A 16,697-nucleotide genomic window follows, 5' to 3' on the forward strand; every position below is an offset into this window, starting at 1 on the left:
CCGTTGTTGCCGCCGGTCATCTGGTTTTTGATCAAGGTTCTTGCTGTCTCATTTGTCTTTATCTGGATCCGGGGGACAATGCCCCGTTTCCGTTATGATCAGCTGATGCATTTCGGCTGGAAGATCCTGATGCCGCTGGCTCTGCTCAATGTTATTATTACCGGCGGTATCATGGTCTGGCTCAATGGAGGTTGATGGTGGCGAGAAATCTCTGGCGTGACATAAGGGGGACCCTGGAGCCGTTTTGGGTAACCTTGCGCTATCTCTTCAAAAAGCCGGCTACGATCCAGTATCCGGAAGAGAAGCGGACACCATTTCCGCGCTACCGGGCCCGCATCGTTCTGACCCGGGATCCGGACGGGGCCGAGCGTTGCGTCGCCTGCTACCTCTGTTCGGCGGCCTGCCCGGTTGATTGTATTTCGATGCAGGCAACCGGGGATGAAAACGGTCGTCGCTATGCCGCCTGGTTCCGGATCAACTTCTCCCGCTGTATTTTCTGCGGACTCTGTGCCGAAGCCTGCCCGACCCTGGCGATCCAGATGAGTGCCGATTACGAAATCTGCAACCGTGATCCGCTCAAGCTGGTTTACGAGAAAGAAGATTTGCTGATCGCCGACGGCGGCAAGGACAGCGAATACAATTTTTATCGGCATAGTGGTATCGGCGTCGTCAACCGACGTGGCGGAAATGACGATGAAAACGAACCGGAGGATGTGAAAAGTTTATTGCCTTGAAATCTTTACCACGGAGACGTTGAGACACGGAGTAAAGACAATTTGTTTTGTATTTAAAAATCTAACAAATGATGGTTCTCCGGGACTCTGTGCCCCGGTGCAAGAGAATTGAAGTTATGGCTACTGTTCTGTTCTACATACTGAGCGCTGTTGCCCTGCTCGCAACCCTCGGCTGCGTGACCCGGCGCAACCCGGTGCACGCCGTGATTTTCCTGGTTAATGCCTTCTTTGCGCTGGCAATGATTTTTTACCTGCTCGGTGCCCCGCTGGTTGCCGCCTGGGAGGTCATCATCTATGCCGGGGCGATCATGGTGCTGTTCATGTTTATTATCATGATGCTTGAGCTGGCGCCTTCGGAGGAGACACCGGGCATCGACTGGGCCGTTCTGATCCCGGTTGTTCTGCTTTCGCTTGTTCTGCTCGGGACGACCTTCGCGATTATATCGTTTGATCCGGGGAGTAGCGACGGCATACCGAGTTATTATGCCTCGCCGAGAACCTTCGGTTATACCCTGTTCAAGGAGTATGCCCTGGCCGTTGAAGTGGTCTCCTTCCAGTTGCTTTTTGCCGCGGTCGGAGCTTTCTATGTCGGTCGGGCCGGCAAGCGGAGTTGGAGGTGGACGTGGAAACGATGATCGTTCCAATCTCCCATGTTCTGATGGTCGCTTCAGCGCTGTTCCTGATGGGGCTCGGCTGTACGCTGGCCCGCCGCAACCTGATCATGATCCTGATCGGCATTGAGATCATGCTGAATGCGGTCGGGCTGGTTCTGGTTGGCGCCTCGGCTCTCTGGCAGCAGGTTGACGGCCAGATATTTGTTATTTTCCTGATGGCGATGACCGCCGCTGAAGTCGGGATTTCCCTGGCGATGGTTGTTTACCTGCGACGGCGCAAGGGGACGATCAATGCCAATGCTTTTGACGGGATGAAGGGATGAACGAAAAACTTCTTTTTCTCATAATCCTTTTGCCGCTCATCTGTGGTGTGTTCAACGCTATCTTTGGCATGCGGGCACCGCGACTTTTTGCCGAAACTCTCGCCGTGTTCGGGGTTGCGACATCGACCCTGGTGACGGTGCTGTTGTGGTCTTATGCCGAGGGTGATGGCAGTCGGGCGACTCTTTATACCTGGTTTTCGAGTGGCGACCTCGAGGTGCCGGTTGCCATCCTGTTCGATAAACTGTCGGCACCGATGACCCTGATGGTGACCGGTGTTTCAACCCTGATCCACCTTTATGCCGTCGGCTACATGGCAGAGGAAGAGGATTACGCCCGGTTCTTTACCCTGCTTAATCTCTTTGTTTTTGCCATGTTGCTGATCGTTCTCTCGGATAACCTGCTTCTGACCTTCCTCGGTTGGGAGGGGGTCGGTTTCTGTTCCTACGGACTGATCGGCTTCTGGTACGGCAAGGGTGAAAACGCCGATGCCGGCCGCAAGGCCTTTCTCGTGACCCGCGTCGGCGATGTCTTTTTCGGTATCGCCATGCTCTGGCTCTTTGCCCTGACCGGAACCCTGTCGATTACCGAGATCAACAGCCAGGCGGCTGCTCTGGCGCCGCCTGTCGTCACCGGGCTGACTCTGCTGTTGCTGCTCGGCGCCAGCGGCAAGTCGGCCCAGTTGCCACTGATGACCTGGCTGGCCGATGCCATGGCCGGCCCGACTCCGGTCTCGGCGCTGATTCATGCAGCAACCATGGTCACGGCCGGGGTTTATCTTCTCTGCCGACTTTTCCCGCTGGTTTCCCTGTCGCCGGTCGGCATGATGGCGATTGCGACGGTCGGCGCCCTGACCGCTTTTTACGCGGCGACCTGCGCCCTGGCCCAGCGCGAAATAAAGCGAGTTCTCGCCTATTCGACGATGAGCCAGGTCGGATACATGTTCCTCGCCGTCGGTGCCGGATCGGTGGCCGGGGCGATGTTCCATCTGCTGACCCATGCGTTTTTCAAGGCGTTGCTCTTCATGGCTGCCGGCTGCGTTATTCATCTTTGTCGTGAGGAGAATTACATTTTCAGAATGGGAGGCGTCGCCCGGCGGGCCCCTTTTGTTTTCTCAATGTTTGTCGCCGGTGCTCTTTGTCTGGCCGGCGTGCCGATGACCGGCGGCTTCTATTCCAAGGATGCGATCCTGCTGGCGGTCTTCGCCCAGCCCGGTATCTATTTCCAGGGACTGTGGCTGCTGGCAAGCCTGACGGCGCTGCTGACAGCGGTCTATACCTTCCGGCTGCTCTACCTTGTTTTTGCCGGTGAGCCGCGCGGCGAGGAGGGACATGCTCCCGGCATCATGATGCTCTGGCCGTTGTTGCCTCTGGCCCTGCTCGGTCTCGGCGGCGGGATTCTTAATCTGCCTGAACTGATCGGTGGCAATAACTGGTTAATTGACTATCTCGGGGTTCGGGCCGGCGTGGTTCCGCTTGTCAGTCATGCCGCCGAATGGAGTCTCTGGGGGCTGGCGACGGGGCTGGTGATTATCGGCTGGTTGATCGCCTGGAAAAAATATCGACCGGCACCGGTGGCCGGAGATGGTCTCATTGGCGGATTCCTGTTATCCGGCTGGCAGGCTGATCGACTGGTCAACCTGATCATTCTGAAACCGTTTGCGTCGATCTGCCGGTTCTGTTTCTATGGCCTCGACCTGACCGTAATCGATGGCTTTCTCGAGGGGCTGGCGGATCGGAGCAAGGCAATTGCCGAACGGGTACGGCCGACGACAACCGGTCGCCTGTCGACCTATCTCGGGGCTTTCGCCTGGGGGCTTCTTGCCCTTCTCGGGTGGTGCCTGTGGCGGCTTGTTTCGCTGTAAATTTTTGAGAGGATTATGGATACTGCCGTAGTGACATATCCCGGGTTCCCCTGGCTGACTCTGCTTCTGGTCCTGCCACTGCTCGGTTCATTAATCTGCTGGTTGCATCGCAAGCAGCCGGAGGAGTGCCGCTGGTATGCCCTGGCGGCGACCCTGGCGGTTTTTGTGCTGAGCGTCTGGATGTTCGTGACCGCACCGGAGAGCGGGCAGCGCTGGTTCCTCTACGAGGACTTTGCCTGGATTGATCGCTTTGGCGTGCGCTTTACTCTCGGACTCGATGGCTTATCTTTGCTGATGATTGTCCTGACCGCTTTCCTGCAGGTGATTGGCGTTATTATCTCGTGGCCGGTCAAAAAACATGCGCCACTCTTTTTTATTCTCCTGATGGTTATGGAGTCAGGGATTTTCGGTGTTTTTCTGGCGCTTGATCTGGTTCTCTTCTATATCTTCTGGGAAGTGATGCTGATCCCGATGTTTCTGCTGATCGGCATCTGGGGCGGCAAGCGCCGCGTCTATGCTTCGGTCAAGTTTTTCCTCTATACGCTTGCCGGCTCATTGCTGATGTTGCTCGGTATCCTGGCGCTCTACTGGATCCATGGGCAACAGACCGGCGAGTATACCTTCGCCCTCTCAGCTCTGCGTCAGACCGATTTGACTGAGACCGCATCGTTCTGGCTGTATGGATCGTTTTTGATCGCTTTTATCATCAAGGTGCCGCTCTTCCCGTTCCATACCTGGCTGCCGGATGCCCATACCGAAGCACCGACCGCCGGTTCGCTCGATCTGGCCGGCCTGCTGCTGAAGACAGGGGCCTATGCCCTGATCCGCTTCGGGTTCACGCTCTTTCCGGAGATGGCGAAAAAATCGTTGCCGCTGCTGGCGGCCCTGGCTTTGATCGGTCTTTTTCACGCCGCCTGGGTCGCATATCTGCAGAAGGACGCCAAGCGGCTCATTGCCTACTCGTCAATCTCGCATCTCGGGCTCGTCATTATCGGTTTTGCTGCCTGGAATGTTACGGCCCTTGAAGGGAGCATCCTGTTGATGGTGGCGCACGGCATAGCAACCGGCGGACTGTTCGTGCTGATCGCGATGCTTGAGGCGCGGACATCGACCCGGAATCTTGATGAACTCGGCGGTCTCTGGCATTGCGCGCCGGTGCTGTCGGCGTTTCTCCTTGTTTTTGCGCTTGCCTCGCTCGGCCTGCCTGGCCTCGGCAACTTTTCCGGCGAGATTCTGGTACTGATCGGCACCTTCAAGGTCCAGCCGCTCTGGGCGGTGCTGGCGATTATCGGGGTGGTTTTTTCGGCGGCCTACATGCTCCGGCTGCTGCGCCACACGATCTGGGGACCGCAGGGCAAGCTGGCGGTCTGTCATGACCTGACTGCTCGCGAGTACCTGGTGCTGGTGCCGATGGCTGTCGTGCTGATCTGGATCGGTCTTTATCCGGCCACCTTCCTTGATCCGCTCCAGCAGTCGGTCGCCTATCTGCTGAACGAACCGGTGGTTGCGCAGTTGGCCGGAGGTGCTCAATGACCTATCCGGAACTTGTCGCCTTGCTGCCGGTCCTGATCCTTGTTTTCGGCGCCCTTGTTGTCCTGCTCGCCGGGGCCTGGTATGCGCACTGGCAAAACCTGATATTAGGCGGGATCGGGTGCGCTCTGCTGGCGGCGTTGACTGCCATGTTCTGTCCGGCACCGGTTGTCGAAGTGGCAAATCTTTATGGCGCCGGCGCCTATGCCCGATTTTTTACCGCCCTCTGGTCACTGCTGGCGGCCCTGGTCCTGTTGCTCTCTGTCCGTTATGGTGAAGAGCGGCAGTTTGATGGCGGCGTTTACGCGGCTCTGACCCTGTTCGCAGCGGCCGGCATGTCACTCCTTTCGGCCGCAACGTCACTGATCGGACTTTTCCTCGGGCTCGAGGCTTATACGCTGGTTCTCTATATCCTGATCGCTTTCGACCGTGAGTCTTCCTTTGCCGCCGAAGCCGGTCTCAAATATCTGGTGCTTGGCGCTGTTGCCACCGGTTTCATGGCATTCGGCATCGCTCTGATTTACCTCGGAGCAGGAACCTTTCATCTGCCGGAAGCGTTTACCGCGGCCGTGGTCGATGGTCATCTACGACCCTATACCCTGTTCGGCTGGGTCATGCTGCTGGCTGCGGTCGGCTTCAAGATCTCGTTGGTGCCGTTCCATCTCTGGACACCCGACGTTTACCAGGGGGCGCCGGCTCCGGTCGGCGGATTGCTTGCCACCGGTTCAAAAGGGGCCGTGGTGGCGGCATTGGCGGCTCTCTATTTTGCCAATGGAGCGGCTGTTGCCGATATTACAAGCCTGCTCTGGTTGCTCGCCGCAGTGACGATGCTGGTTGGAACATTTCAGGCGCTGGCCCAGCGTAATCTGAAGCGGATGCTCGCATTTTCTTCGGTTGTACATATGGGCTACCTGTTGATCGGTTTGCTGGCCGGTGGCGATGCAGGCTTCAGTGCCATCGTTTTCTATATCGTCGTCTATACCTTTGCCACTCTCGGCAGCTTTGCCGTTATAGCTTCCTTGTCACATGCCGGCGGCGAACCGCAGGAGGACCAGGACATTCAGGGCCTCGGTTATCGCTATGCCTTCCGTGGAGCCCTGCTCGCCATTTTTCTTGTTTCGCTCGCCGGGCTGCCACCGACAGCAGGTTTTATCGGGAAATTCGGCCTTTTTGCTGCAGCGATTAAAGGTGGCCAGTTGAGCATTGCCCTGATCGGTATCTTTGCATCATTGGTTTCAGTCTACTATTACCTGCGGATTGTGATCGTGATGTATATGGCCAAGGTCGAGCCACAGCATGCCCTGCATCCGGGTCACCGGGCAGAATATGCAGTTCTGCTGGCCTGCATGGTTGTCGTCATGCTGCTCGGCGTATTTCCCGGGCCACTGCTTGATCTGGCTGCATTTATAGCGCATTAGAGCAAACAGATTTCTTGACTAAAGGTTAGGGACAGGGTAACTATATTATATTCATAACTGATTGCATCTCCGAAAGGGCAATGTCGGGTACCGACAGCGCAAAGCCACGGATTCTTGGGGGGAAGAAGAGCCGGGTTGTCGAAGGGATGGTTGTTGCGCTGCTATCCTCTCCGGATGTGCAGCGTTTTTTGTTGTTAGGGGGGTGAAGATAGAAATGGAAACGCATCCAAAAGCGCTTGTCATAGATGATAGTGAACATGTTTTGACTTACCTTTCGGTCTGCCTCGATCGGATGAATTTCGATGTTTATCCGATTCAGCACGGGGTCAACGCCCTGAATCTTATCGAAGTCTTTAATCCCGAAATATTCTTTCTCGATGTTGAGCTGCCGGTGATCAATGGTTTTGAGCTGTTGCGGCATATCCGTGACCGCGACGAGTTTCAGGATACTCCGGTTATCATGATGTCATCAGACCGGAATTGCGCCCGCGAATGCCTGAGTCGCGGCGCCGACTTTTTTCTGGAGAAACCGATAGCGGTTGACCAGTTACACAAGGCCGCGGCTCTCTGCTACCAGAAGCGCAAGATTCCAAGGAAAAATTTACGGGCGCCGATCAATCGTCCGGTAACCCTCTATTTTGAGGACAAATATTACACCTGCCAGGCGATTACCCTGTCGGAAGGGGGGATCTATATCCGGCGGGTGACGCCGTTACCGGTTGGAACATCCGTTGAAATAGAGTTGAATGATGTGTCAGGCGAGCAGCTCCGCTTGCGCGGAGAAGTGCTGTATGTCCGGAGCATAGGCGGACGGCGGTTCTCGATACCGCCCGGCATGGCGATCCAGTTTGCCAATATCTCATCCGAGGAATCGGGAAAGGTCAGGGGAATGGTTGTTAACCTTTTGGCCGGAGACATCTTAAGTGAACAGGTTGAACCGGTATTGACCGTCCAGTAGCAGATTATATTTCATTTTTTTTGATTTCATATTATTGTATTGTTGTTGTGCTGAAATGTTTTGTTAAAGGAGGCAAGCTTGAGTGATCGTCCCACGGCTGTAATTGTCGATGACAGCGAAATGTTCCTGATGTATTTTGCCGTGTTCCTGAACCGGCTCAATATTGATGTCCTGCCGGTTCGAAGCGCCGAAGAAGCCTACAATCTCTCCCGTGTTGTCAAGCCGGACCTGATTACACTTGATCTTCATTTTCCGTAAGAAGACGGTTGCGATACGCTCAAGCAGATTCGTCAGGATCGCGATATTTCCGAAACTCCGGTGATTATCGTTTCCGGTAAATCCGAGCGCTTTGCCGAGTGCGAGGCGGCCGGAGCCACAGCCTGCGTTAACAAACCGATCAATATCAACTCGATTAACGAAGACCTCGAAAAGTGCCGACTTCACTCCGGCGGCCGGCGCCGTTTCCTGCGCGCGCCGATTAACAAAACGGTCCGTTTCTCGATCTTTGGCAAGACAGCCGAATTCCAGGCGATCAATCTCTCCGAAGGCGGGATTTATCTGCGAACTCTCGAGCCGCTTCATCCCGGGATGTTCGTCAATGTCGAGCTGCCATGTGCGGACGGCGAGATGCTCGAGCTGCCGGGTGAAATCATCTATACCAAGGGGATCGATAAGGGACGCTTCATGATCCCTCCCGGCATGGCGATCCGGTTTGATGATTATGATGAGGAGATCGGCGCCAAGTTGAAGGAAGAAGTGACCGGCCTGCTCGTCGGAGATATTGTCACCGAACAGCAGGAAGAAGTGATCAAGCCGCAATAGTACTTCCAGGCACCGTTAACATAAAAAGGGGCTGATTTATCAGCCCCTTTTCGTTTTCAAAGCCACTCGATTTTACATTTCAAGAAGCATCTCTTCCGGATCCTCAATGTACTCCTTGATCAGTTTGAGAAAACTGACCGCTTCTTTGCCGTCGATAATCCGGTGGTCATAGCTCAAAGCGAGATTCATCATCGGCCGGATGGCAATTTCGTCATCAACGACAACTGCCTGCTTCCGGATTGCATGCATGCCGAGGACGCCGCTCTGTGGCGGATTGAGAATCGGCGTGCTGAGAACCGAGCCGTAAACGCCGCCGTTACTGATAGTGAAAGTACCGCCTTCGAGATCGGAGAGATCGAGCTTGCCGTTATTGGCCCGGTCTGAAAAGTTGGCAATCGTCTGCTCGATCTCGGCAAAGTGCAGTTGATCGGCATCCCGGATGACCGGAACGACGAGCCCGCGTTCGGTCCCGATCGCTACTCCGACATGATAATAGTTGTGATAGACGATATCATCACCGTCGATGCTGGCATTGACCAGCGGATACTCCTTGAGGGCTTCGACCGCCGCCTTGATAAAGAACGACATGAAGCCGAGCTTGACGTTATGTTTCTTATTGAAATGATCCTGATGCTTCTTGCGCAAGGCAATCACCCGCGACATGTCGGCCTCATTGAAGGTTGTCAGCATCGCCGTCTGTTGTCGGGCGGCAAGCAGCCGCTCGGCGATTTTCTTCCGGATCGGTGCCATCGGCTTGCGTTCGACCGGGCCGTAATCTCGAACCGGTATTGACTTGGCCGGTGACGGGGTTGAAGCCGGTGCGGTCGATTGCGGCGAGGGCTTCGGTGCCTCTTTTGCCGCAGACTCTTCGGCCGGCGCCGGTGCCTCATGCTTCTCCTTTTTCACCGGGGCTTCTTCCGCCTGTCCGTCGGAATCGGCCGCGGTTTCTTCTGCTTGTTCATCGGAATCAGAGGAGTCGGCCGGGGCGGTATCGCTCTCTTCAAGGGTTGCGATCACCTCACCGATCGGAACCGTCGCACCTTCCTCGGCCTTGATGTGCAGAACCCCGTCCGCTTCGGCGTTGAGCTCCAGTGAAATTTTATCGGTCTCGAGTTCGCAGATCACTTCATCACGGCTCACCGTGTCACCATCACTCTTATGCCATTTGGCGATGACCGCTTCAAAAACCGATTCACCAATTTCCGGTATTTTAATATCCATCAGTCTCTCCGTTCCAGGTTCCGATTAAAGCTTCAGCGCCTCTTCAACCAGGCGTTTCTGTTCGAGGTTGTGCAGCCGATGCGAGCCGACAGCTGTTGCAGCTGCCGCCGCCCGGCCGATGTAGCGGATGTTGCGGTCGGCCAGCTTGCGCAACTGCGGCTCAATATGTGACCAGGCCCCACTGTTGGCCGGTTCCTCCTGGGCCCAGCAGATCTCGACATCCTCCGGGTACTCTTTGAGGATCGCTGTGATTTTGTCAGTGCGCAGAGGATACAGTTGTTCGATCCGGACAAGGGCAATTTTTGCGGCTTTTCTTCCGGTCCGTTGCCGCAACAGGTCATAATAGATCTTGCCGCTGCAGAAGATGATCCGCTTGCACTTGGCGGGGGGGAGGTCGTCACTAATGACCTCCTGAAAGGATCCCTTTTCGAGTTCGTCGAGCAAGGATCGGCAATCGGGGTGCCGCAACAGGCTTTTGGGGGTGAAGACGATCAGCGGCCGGCGGAATGGCAGTTTAGCCTGGCGCCGCAGGAGGTGGAAGTGCTGGGCCGGGGTCGTCGGGTTGACGACGAACATGTTGTTGCCGGCGCAGAGCTGCAGGTAGCGTTCTATGCGGGCGCTCGAATGTTCTGCGCCTTGTCCCTCGTAGCCGTGCGGCAGAAACATCGTAATGCCGCTGGTGCGGTCCCATTTCGAACCGCTGCTGGCGATAAACTGGTCGATGATGACCTGGGCGCCGTTGGCAAAATCACCAAACTGGGCTTCCCAGATGGTCAGCCCGCCCGGATGTTCAAGCGAGTAGCCATATTCGAATCCAAGGACAGCCGCCTCCGACAGAGAGCTGTCGAAAACATTGAAACGGGCCGGCTCGCTTGTGACTGATGCAAGCGGTGTGTACGGCTTGCCGGTCGTTGAGTCGTATATTGTGGCGTGGCGGTGGTTGAAGGTGCCGCGCCGCGAATCCTGTCCCGATATGCGGATCGGATGGCCCTCGTTGAGTAGTGTCGCGTAGGCGAGGTTTTCGGTGGTTCCCCAGTCGAGGAGGTCCCGGTCGCGGACCGAGTCAAGACGTTTTTCGAGCAGCTTGGCGATCTTCGGGTGCGGATTGAAATCATCCGGCAAGCTGGCCATTTGTCCGGCCAGGTCGGTGATTGTGTCAGCGGCAACTCCGGTTTCAAGGTCCGGTTCCGAATACTCCCGATCGAGTCCGGTCCATTTTCCGTGGAACCCGATGTCCGACTCGGGCTCGACGACCTTCTCCAGTGCCCGTTCCAGTCCGACCACGATGCGATCGGCGATTTTTTCGAGCTCGTCGGCGGTGGCAACACCTTCGGCGATCAACTTCTCGCCGTAGACCTTGAAAACTCCCGGCCGCTGTCGAATTTTTTCATACATCAGTGGTTGGGTGAAGCTCGGTTCGTCCCCTTCGTTGTGCCCGTGCTTGCGGTAACAGATCAATTCAAGGATGGCATCCTTGCCGAATTTCTGTCGATACTCAAGGGCAAGTGAAGCCGCCCAGATCGCCGCCTCCGGGTCTTCGCCGTGAATATGAAAGATCGGTACCATCAGCATCTTGGTAATGTCGGTGGCATAGAGGGTCGAACGGGAGTCAGCCGGAACGGTGGTAAAGCCGATCTGGTTGTTGAGTATGATATGCAGCGTCCCCCGGGTACCGTAGCCTTCAAGTTGAGCCAGGTTAAGGGTTTCGGGGACAATACCCTGTCCGGCAAAGGCGGCGTCACCATGAATAAGAACCGGCAGGACCTTGTTGGCCTCTTGGGGGCTGTAATTTTCCTGACGGCCGCGAGCCTTGCCCTCGACGACCGGGTCGACCGCTTCAAGGTGGCTCGGGTTGTGGGCCATGGTCAAGTGGATCTGGTTGCCATCCGGCCCCTTGAGGTCGGCAGAAAATCCCTTGTGATACTTGACGTCGCCGTCGCCGACAAAATCGAACTCGGCGTTATCCTTGAACTCCGAGAAGATGTTTTCAGGCGGTTTCTGGAAAACATTAGCGAGAATGTTGAGACGACCACGATGGGCCATGCCGAGAACGATATCCCTGATTCCCTCGTGTCGTGCCTTGCCAACCAGGTTCTCCAAAACCGCTATGATTGTTTCCCCGCCTTCAAGGGAGAATCGCTTCTGGCCGAGAAATTTCTTGTGCAGAAAGGCTTCAAACAGAGTCGCTTCAAGAATCTTGCGATAGATCTGGAGTTTGGTCTCGTCTGAGAAGCGGGGCCGGTTCAGGCACGATTCCATCCTGTTTTTAAGCCATTGCCGTTCCTCGTTATCCTGGATGTGCATGAATTCGACACCAATGCTCCGGCAGTAGGTGTCGCGCATAACGTCAATGATCTCGCGCAGGGTGGCACTCGGCCTGATGAAGCGCCGGGTATGAAACACCGTATCAAGGTCGTCTTCGGTCAGATCGAATGCATCAAGACTCAATTGCGTATGTTCGAGCAGGCATGGGGATAGGGGGTCGGTACAGGCAAGGAGGTGGCCGATGTCGCGATACCGATAGATTAATGACTGTACGGCTGAAGATTTGACGGACATCTCCGGCGAGAGGCCGGTCGAGCCGGTTTCATCGGCTTGCCCGAGAGCAAACCCTTCGAAATAGGCCCGCCAGGTCGCCGGAACCTGGTCAGGGGATTCTTCCCAGAGCCGATACAGGTTTTCTATCCAGGCCGGGCTGTAATGTGCGTTGTCGCTCATGTTGTCCTGAAAAAGTTTATAACAGTACGATTTAATTGATAATTTAAGGCTAAATTATAACAGGGTGCCGGCCTGATGCAATCGTCAAACAGCAAACAAAGCGGTCTCTTGTCCGGGACAATAATATCTCCCGGTCTTTCAGCTCCTGTTGAACTCAACCTTGACATCTTGCCGGTGCGCCGGATCGATCTGCCACAGTGTGCGGCCACCGAAATTGAAGAGCCGGGCGACGAGGACATCGGGGAACTGTTCAATCCGGATGTTGTAGATGTTGACCGAATCATTGAACAGTTCGCGGCGGTCGGCAATCTGGTTTTCGATTTCGGTGATGCGCGCACCGAGCTGGCGAAATGACTTGTCAGCTTTGAGGTCGGGGTAGCGTTCAACGACCATAAACAGGGAGCGCAGGGTGTCGGTCAGCATGTTTTCGGCCTGCATCTGCTGTTTCTCAGTGCGCGCCGAAGTGACCTGCGACCGGGCCTTGATCACCGCCTCAAGGGTTTTCTGCTCATGCTGCATGTAGCCTTCACAGACCTTGATCAGCTTTGGTAATTCATCGAAGCGTTGTTTGAGCAGAACGTCGATATTGCTCCAGGATTTATCGATGTTGTTTTTCAGGCGGACCAGACCATTATAAACAACAATGACATAAAGAATCAGAGCGGTCAGGATGAAAAACAGAACTCCGAGAACAATCCAGGCGGGGCTGATATCCATAATTATCTCCTTGTTTTAGTGAAAACCGAAATAACTCAAAAGACTATACAGGGCCCAGCCGCCGAGGGCCAGCGAGCCGGACATTTACAGGATACTGAACAGTCCGTAATTGCGGGTCAGGTGCGCTTCCGATCTGGTTGCGGCAATAACAAAAGGGTGGGTGCGTTGGGATTAGTGTCCAATGACGATCGCATCCTCCTGCTTGGCGGCCTCTTGTCTGGTTGCGAGTTGTTCGCGGAGCACCTGATCCTCGACATCATCCCTGGCCTGTTGCCATTCATCGGCGTCGATCTGACCATCGCCATCGACATCGTACTTCTGCATGGCGGCCCGGTCAAGCTTGAGATTACGGAGTTTTTCAATCTTGAGCTCATTGAGTGACTTCCGTTTCTGCTTTTGCAACCTGGCGTCACCGAGAATGTAGAGGAACGCTCCTTCGTGGATAACCTCTTCGACCCATTTTTCATTGCTGTCGTAACTGCTGCCGCCACCGAGCAGGATGTTGCCCTGGCCGGGTGAGCCTTCCTGCCGGGTGCCGGCTCGCACCGAAGCACGATCCGGGTCGACGGTCACACGTCCGGTTTGGTCTTCGACATAGAACGGGACATGGCCGCTGCTGGTATCACTTTTGAGCCGCCAGGTGCCCTGGTTTTTGCCGTGTTGTTCGCGACGATAGGTGCGCAGACGGTAGTAGACGCAAGGTGTCGAGGTCATTGGTGCGACCAGGGCATATTTGCGTCGGGCGTAGCCATGAATTTCGACCATCCCCATGGCCAGCGAACGGATCTTGCTGGTCGGAGTGTTTTCGATATGGCGTTTCAACAGGAAAAAGCTGAAACCGACCCAGAACAGAAGTACCGCTCCGGCCGCTTGAAAAAGGCCGAGGCGAAACCCGTATTGCAAAATCTGTCCCGGCAGGCGGTGCCCTGACGAAAAGGCGATAAATGATCCGATCAGAGCAAAAGCAGCGACATTCAGTAAAATTGCACGTAGCGGAAGTCGGCGCCCGGTCGGCTCCGGCGGCATCGGCAGGCTTCTGTCGATTTTCTCTTCCTGTTCCTTTTCGCCTGATTTCTCGGCAATCGACTGGTCGATTTCATCAATAACCTCGCCAATTCCGGGCATCTCATTGAGCGCGCCGGTGGTCGCCAGTTCGGGTCGGCCGAGCAGGGTCGCTGCGGCAACGGTGCCGGGGCTTGCTCCCTCTGGCGCGGCCGGAGTCTTTTTGTGAGGTTGTGGCTGCAGGGCGAGATCGGTCATCAGCCAGCCGAAACGGATAACCTGCTTCAGGTTCTCGATCTGCCAGTCACTGCCGTCGGCTTCTTTTTTCAGATGACAGCCGGGGAGTTGGGAGAGGCCGTAACCGGTGTGCAGAGTGAAATCCGGGAAATACTCTTCACAGACCTTCAGCAGGACCCCGATATTGCCGCGGGCGCTGAGGGTCGCCTGTTCGCCGAGGCCTGCGGGATCGAATTTTCCGGGCAGAACGCGGACAATGGTACTGACCTCTTTATCTGAAACCCGGTAAAGATCGAGGACCGGCTGTCCCATGAGAATCGCCCGTCGGGTCTCTTGTTCGTTGAGTCGGGCGTTGTCGGCCGTTCCCTGGTAGACATTCTGGACCATCATCCTTTTCAGCTGTTTGTCAACAACCGAACCGGAGATGTCGGCCAGGACTGCGATGACCTGAGCATTTCTGGTCATCGAAACGGCATCCTTTGGCGTTGTAAAGATAATTTCATCGTCCGTGATTTCAAGACTGCGCAGGCGCTGTGGACCGAAAAGGGGGCGTGAGGGTTGAATGATCCAGGTTTTGAGATTCTGTTGTTCAAGCAGGGCGGCTATCGGTTTCACTTTTCCCAGCGGGCCGCTGCCGAAGTGGGCCAGTCCGCCGCCGAGAATCTTCTGGCGGCAAGTATAAATGTCGATGCCGTGTTCGGCGGCCAGAATGCGCAAGGCTTTCTCGATGCCGTCATTGAGAGACGGTACCTGCTCGACAATCAGCGCCTGTTTTTTGTTTTCACTGTTCATGGTTGAATGTCAGGAATTGAGGTCCATTCAATCTAGCGCGAATCGGAAAATACATCAAGAAATTCAAGGCTTTTTGGCAATCCCGCGGATGACCGGAGCAACCAGGGAGACAGCGCCGTGCATGCTGTCGCGCTGCAGTTGGCGACAGTCGAACCCGGCATCATTCAACGTCGAGAACGTATCCCGGGTCAAATGGCAGTTGCCGGCACAGCATCGCCAGAACGGTTCAATCCGTCTCTGCCAGCGGTAAACACCGCTCCGGTTCGGGTCGACGACATGTTCGATCAGGATAAGAGAACCTCCCGGCCGGAGAACCCGGTACAGTTCTTCGAGGCTCCGCCCGGGTGAGCTGACTGAGCAGAGGACCAGCGTAGCGACGGCGTTGTCGAAGGCGTTGTCGGCAAAAGGGAGGTTTTCGGCAACGTTGTCATAAAGGCGCGAGGTAAGTCCCCGGCTGGCCAGTTTCTTTGCCAGGCGCTGGCGCATGTGATGGTCCGGCTCGGCCAGGACGTACTCAGTTATCGTTTCCGGGTAGTAGTCGAGGTTCGCACCAGTACCGGCGCCGATCTCAAGAACTGACCCGGACAGGTCCGCCAAAAGCTCCCGACGCCACGGGCCGAGACAGACCTTTTCCGTATGTTGCATGACGGTATCGTATAGTCTTGCGGTGCTCCAGGATAGAATTCCCATGACATGAGTTTATCTCTGTTTCACAATGAGGTAAACTGCCGAATTGTCAACTTCTGGAGAAATGCTATGGCTCGCAAGCCGAAATTTAAAGAGATCGAGACCCGCTACCGCAAGGATCGGCAGAAAAATGTCATGGCCGTACCGGGTGTACATGATTTTGTTATCGTCCTTGATCACCTCAAGGCTGGGTTTAATGTCGCCAAAATCCTGCGTAGCGCCCAGGCCTTCGGTGCCGCTGAAATTCACCTGGTGAATATCGGGGTGTTCGATCCGGCCCCGGCCAAGGGGGCTTTACGGAAAGTGCCGGCAAAATTCATCGATACCTTTTGCGGGAGTTATGCTGACCTGAACGGACGGGGGTATACCTGTTATCTGCTGAGCGGAGACGGCGAGACGAGCCTGACCGAAATTGAATTACCACAAAAAAGCGCTTTCATTTTCGGCCATGAAGAATTCGGGTCGAGTTTTGAATGTAATGATTTTCCGGAGGTTAAAACCCTTAAAATTCCTCAGTATGGTGAAATGTAGAGCCTCAACGTCAGTAATGCGGCCTCGATTGTTATGTTCGAGTACGTGCGGCAGTGGGGCAGGGACAATTAGATCGATTGTTTGCCGGTCATCGACTCGATGTCAACTTTGAATACCAGCGTATTCTCGAGCGAACGGTATGGGTAATCGAAGCGGGTGTCTGAATAGTTTTTCATCAGGATATCAAGGGCATCCCGCTTCTGTTCCACCCCCTCGACAATTGCAATTTTGCCAAATCCGATCACGCTCTGATAGCGATTGCTCCAGTTGCAGCCCGAATCCTCGTTGCGCACGGTTCCGAGGTCAATGTCAAATTCGAAGCAGATGTTCGGATTCTTTTTCAGAATATCAACTTTTGTCCCTTCACGGGCCGAGTGAAAGTAGAGAGTCTTGTCCCGATAGCCGAAGTTGATCGGAATGATATAGGGCCGATCGTTGTGACTCAGACCGAGCCGGCAGACGCGACACTTGCGGATAACCTCTTCGATTTTTTCAAAATCGGTGATTTGTTTATCGTTTCTGCGCAAAGGG

General features: G+C 55.2%; 17 protein-coding genes and 1 riboswitch. Of the genes, 11 read left to right on the forward strand and 6 right to left on the reverse strand.

The window, feature by feature from the left end:
* From C0623_01810 to C0623_01855, 10 genes are all read left to right on the forward strand, one after another.
* On the forward strand, positions 1–195 hold a 195-nt coding region (locus tag C0623_01810; protein ID PLY03216.1), incomplete at its 5' end, for an NADH-quinone oxidoreductase subunit H.
* Positions 195–734: an NADH-quinone oxidoreductase subunit NuoI gene (locus C0623_01815; protein PLY03217.1), complete on the forward strand. Its 540-nt coding sequence runs from the start codon at positions 195–197 to the stop codon at positions 732–734. The genes C0623_01810 and C0623_01815, both read left to right, overlap by 1 nt.
* 116 nt (positions 735–850) lie before the next feature.
* Complete coding sequence (locus C0623_01820; protein ID PLY03218.1) at positions 851–1,369, forward strand: NADH-quinone oxidoreductase subunit J; 519 nt, start codon at positions 851–853, stop codon at positions 1,367–1,369.
* Complete coding sequence (locus tag C0623_01825; GenBank protein PLY03219.1) at positions 1,366–1,671, forward strand: NADH-quinone oxidoreductase subunit NuoK; 306 nt, start codon at positions 1,366–1,368, stop codon at positions 1,669–1,671. The genes C0623_01820 and C0623_01825 overlap by 4 nt, the downstream gene beginning before the upstream one ends.
* A complete protein-coding gene (locus tag C0623_01830) occupies positions 1,668–3,533 on the forward strand; it encodes an NADH-quinone oxidoreductase subunit L (protein PLY03220.1) in 1,866 nt (621 codons plus the stop codon). Before C0623_01825 ends, C0623_01830 begins: the two co-directional genes overlap by 4 nt.
* A 15-nt stretch (positions 3,534–3,548) precedes the next feature.
* Positions 3,549–5,066, forward strand: a complete 1,518-nt coding sequence (locus tag C0623_01835; GenBank protein ID PLY03221.1) for an NADH-quinone oxidoreductase subunit M — start codon at positions 3,549–3,551, stop codon at positions 5,064–5,066.
* Positions 5,063–6,481, forward strand: coding sequence for an NADH-quinone oxidoreductase subunit N (locus C0623_01840; protein ID PLY03222.1), 1,419 nt, complete (start codon positions 5,063–5,065; stop codon positions 6,479–6,481). The genes C0623_01835 and C0623_01840 overlap by 4 nt, the downstream gene beginning before the upstream one ends.
* Before the next feature lie 66 nt (positions 6,482–6,547).
* Positions 6,548–6,624, forward strand: a riboswitch (cyclic di-GMP riboswitch).
* Between the two features lie 71 nt (positions 6,625–6,695).
* The gene (locus tag C0623_01845; protein PLY03223.1) at positions 6,696–7,439 is read left to right on the forward strand and encodes a hypothetical protein; all 744 of its coding nucleotides are present in this window, start codon (positions 6,696–6,698) and stop codon (positions 7,437–7,439) included.
* Positions 7,440–7,517: 78 nt separating this feature from the next.
* Positions 7,518–7,697 carry a hypothetical protein gene (locus C0623_01850; protein PLY03224.1) on the forward strand — a complete coding sequence of 60 codons (180 nt, stop codon included), beginning with the start codon at positions 7,518–7,520 and terminating at the stop codon, positions 7,695–7,697.
* A gap of 60 nt (positions 7,698–7,757) precedes the next feature.
* Positions 7,758–8,261, forward strand: coding sequence for a hypothetical protein (locus C0623_01855; GenBank protein PLY03266.1), 504 nt, complete (start codon positions 7,758–7,760; stop codon positions 8,259–8,261).
* A 72-nt stretch (positions 8,262–8,333) separates the two neighbouring features.
* On the opposite strand, the gene sucB is transcribed toward C0623_01855, so the two are convergent.
* The 5 genes from sucB to C0623_01880 form a co-directional block, all read right to left on the reverse strand.
* A complete protein-coding gene (gene sucB, locus C0623_01860; GenBank protein ID PLY03225.1) occupies positions 8,334–9,482 on the reverse strand; it encodes a dihydrolipoyllysine-residue succinyltransferase in 1,149 nt (382 codons plus the stop codon).
* Positions 9,483–9,506: 24 nt separating this feature from the next.
* Positions 9,507–12,200, reverse strand: coding sequence for a 2-oxoglutarate dehydrogenase E1 component (sucA, locus tag C0623_01865; GenBank protein PLY03226.1), 2,694 nt, complete (start codon positions 12,198–12,200; stop codon positions 9,507–9,509).
* A 138-nt stretch (positions 12,201–12,338) separates the two neighbouring features.
* Positions 12,339–12,917 carry a LemA family protein gene (locus tag C0623_01870; GenBank protein ID PLY03227.1) on the reverse strand — a complete coding sequence of 193 codons (579 nt, stop codon included), beginning with the start codon at positions 12,915–12,917 and terminating at the stop codon, positions 12,339–12,341.
* A gap of 171 nt (positions 12,918–13,088) precedes the next feature.
* Positions 13,089–14,948, reverse strand: a complete 1,860-nt coding sequence (locus tag C0623_01875) for a hypothetical protein (GenBank protein PLY03228.1) — start codon at positions 14,946–14,948, stop codon at positions 13,089–13,091.
* Positions 14,949–15,011: 63 nt separating this feature from the next.
* Complete coding sequence (locus C0623_01880; protein ID PLY03229.1) at positions 15,012–15,638, reverse strand: methyltransferase type 11; 627 nt, start codon at positions 15,636–15,638, stop codon at positions 15,012–15,014.
* A 66-nt stretch (positions 15,639–15,704) separates the two neighbouring features.
* Here C0623_01880 and C0623_01885 point away from each other — a divergent pair, with 66 nt between their 5' ends.
* The gene (locus C0623_01885; protein ID PLY03230.1) at positions 15,705–16,166 is read left to right on the forward strand and encodes a TrmH family RNA methyltransferase; all 462 of its coding nucleotides are present in this window, start codon (positions 15,705–15,707) and stop codon (positions 16,164–16,166) included.
* 68 nt (positions 16,167–16,234) lie between these two features.
* On the opposite strand, the gene C0623_01890 is transcribed toward C0623_01885, so the two are convergent.
* Entirely contained in the window at positions 16,235–16,693 is a 459-nt protein-coding gene (locus C0623_01890) for a pyridoxamine 5'-phosphate oxidase family protein (GenBank protein PLY03231.1), read from the reverse strand.
* Positions 16,694–16,697 lie beyond the last annotated feature (4 nt).

Source organism: Desulfuromonas sp. (genome assembly GCA_002869615.1).
Taxonomy (GTDB): domain Bacteria; phylum Desulfobacterota; class Desulfuromonadia; order Desulfuromonadales; family UBA2294; genus BM707.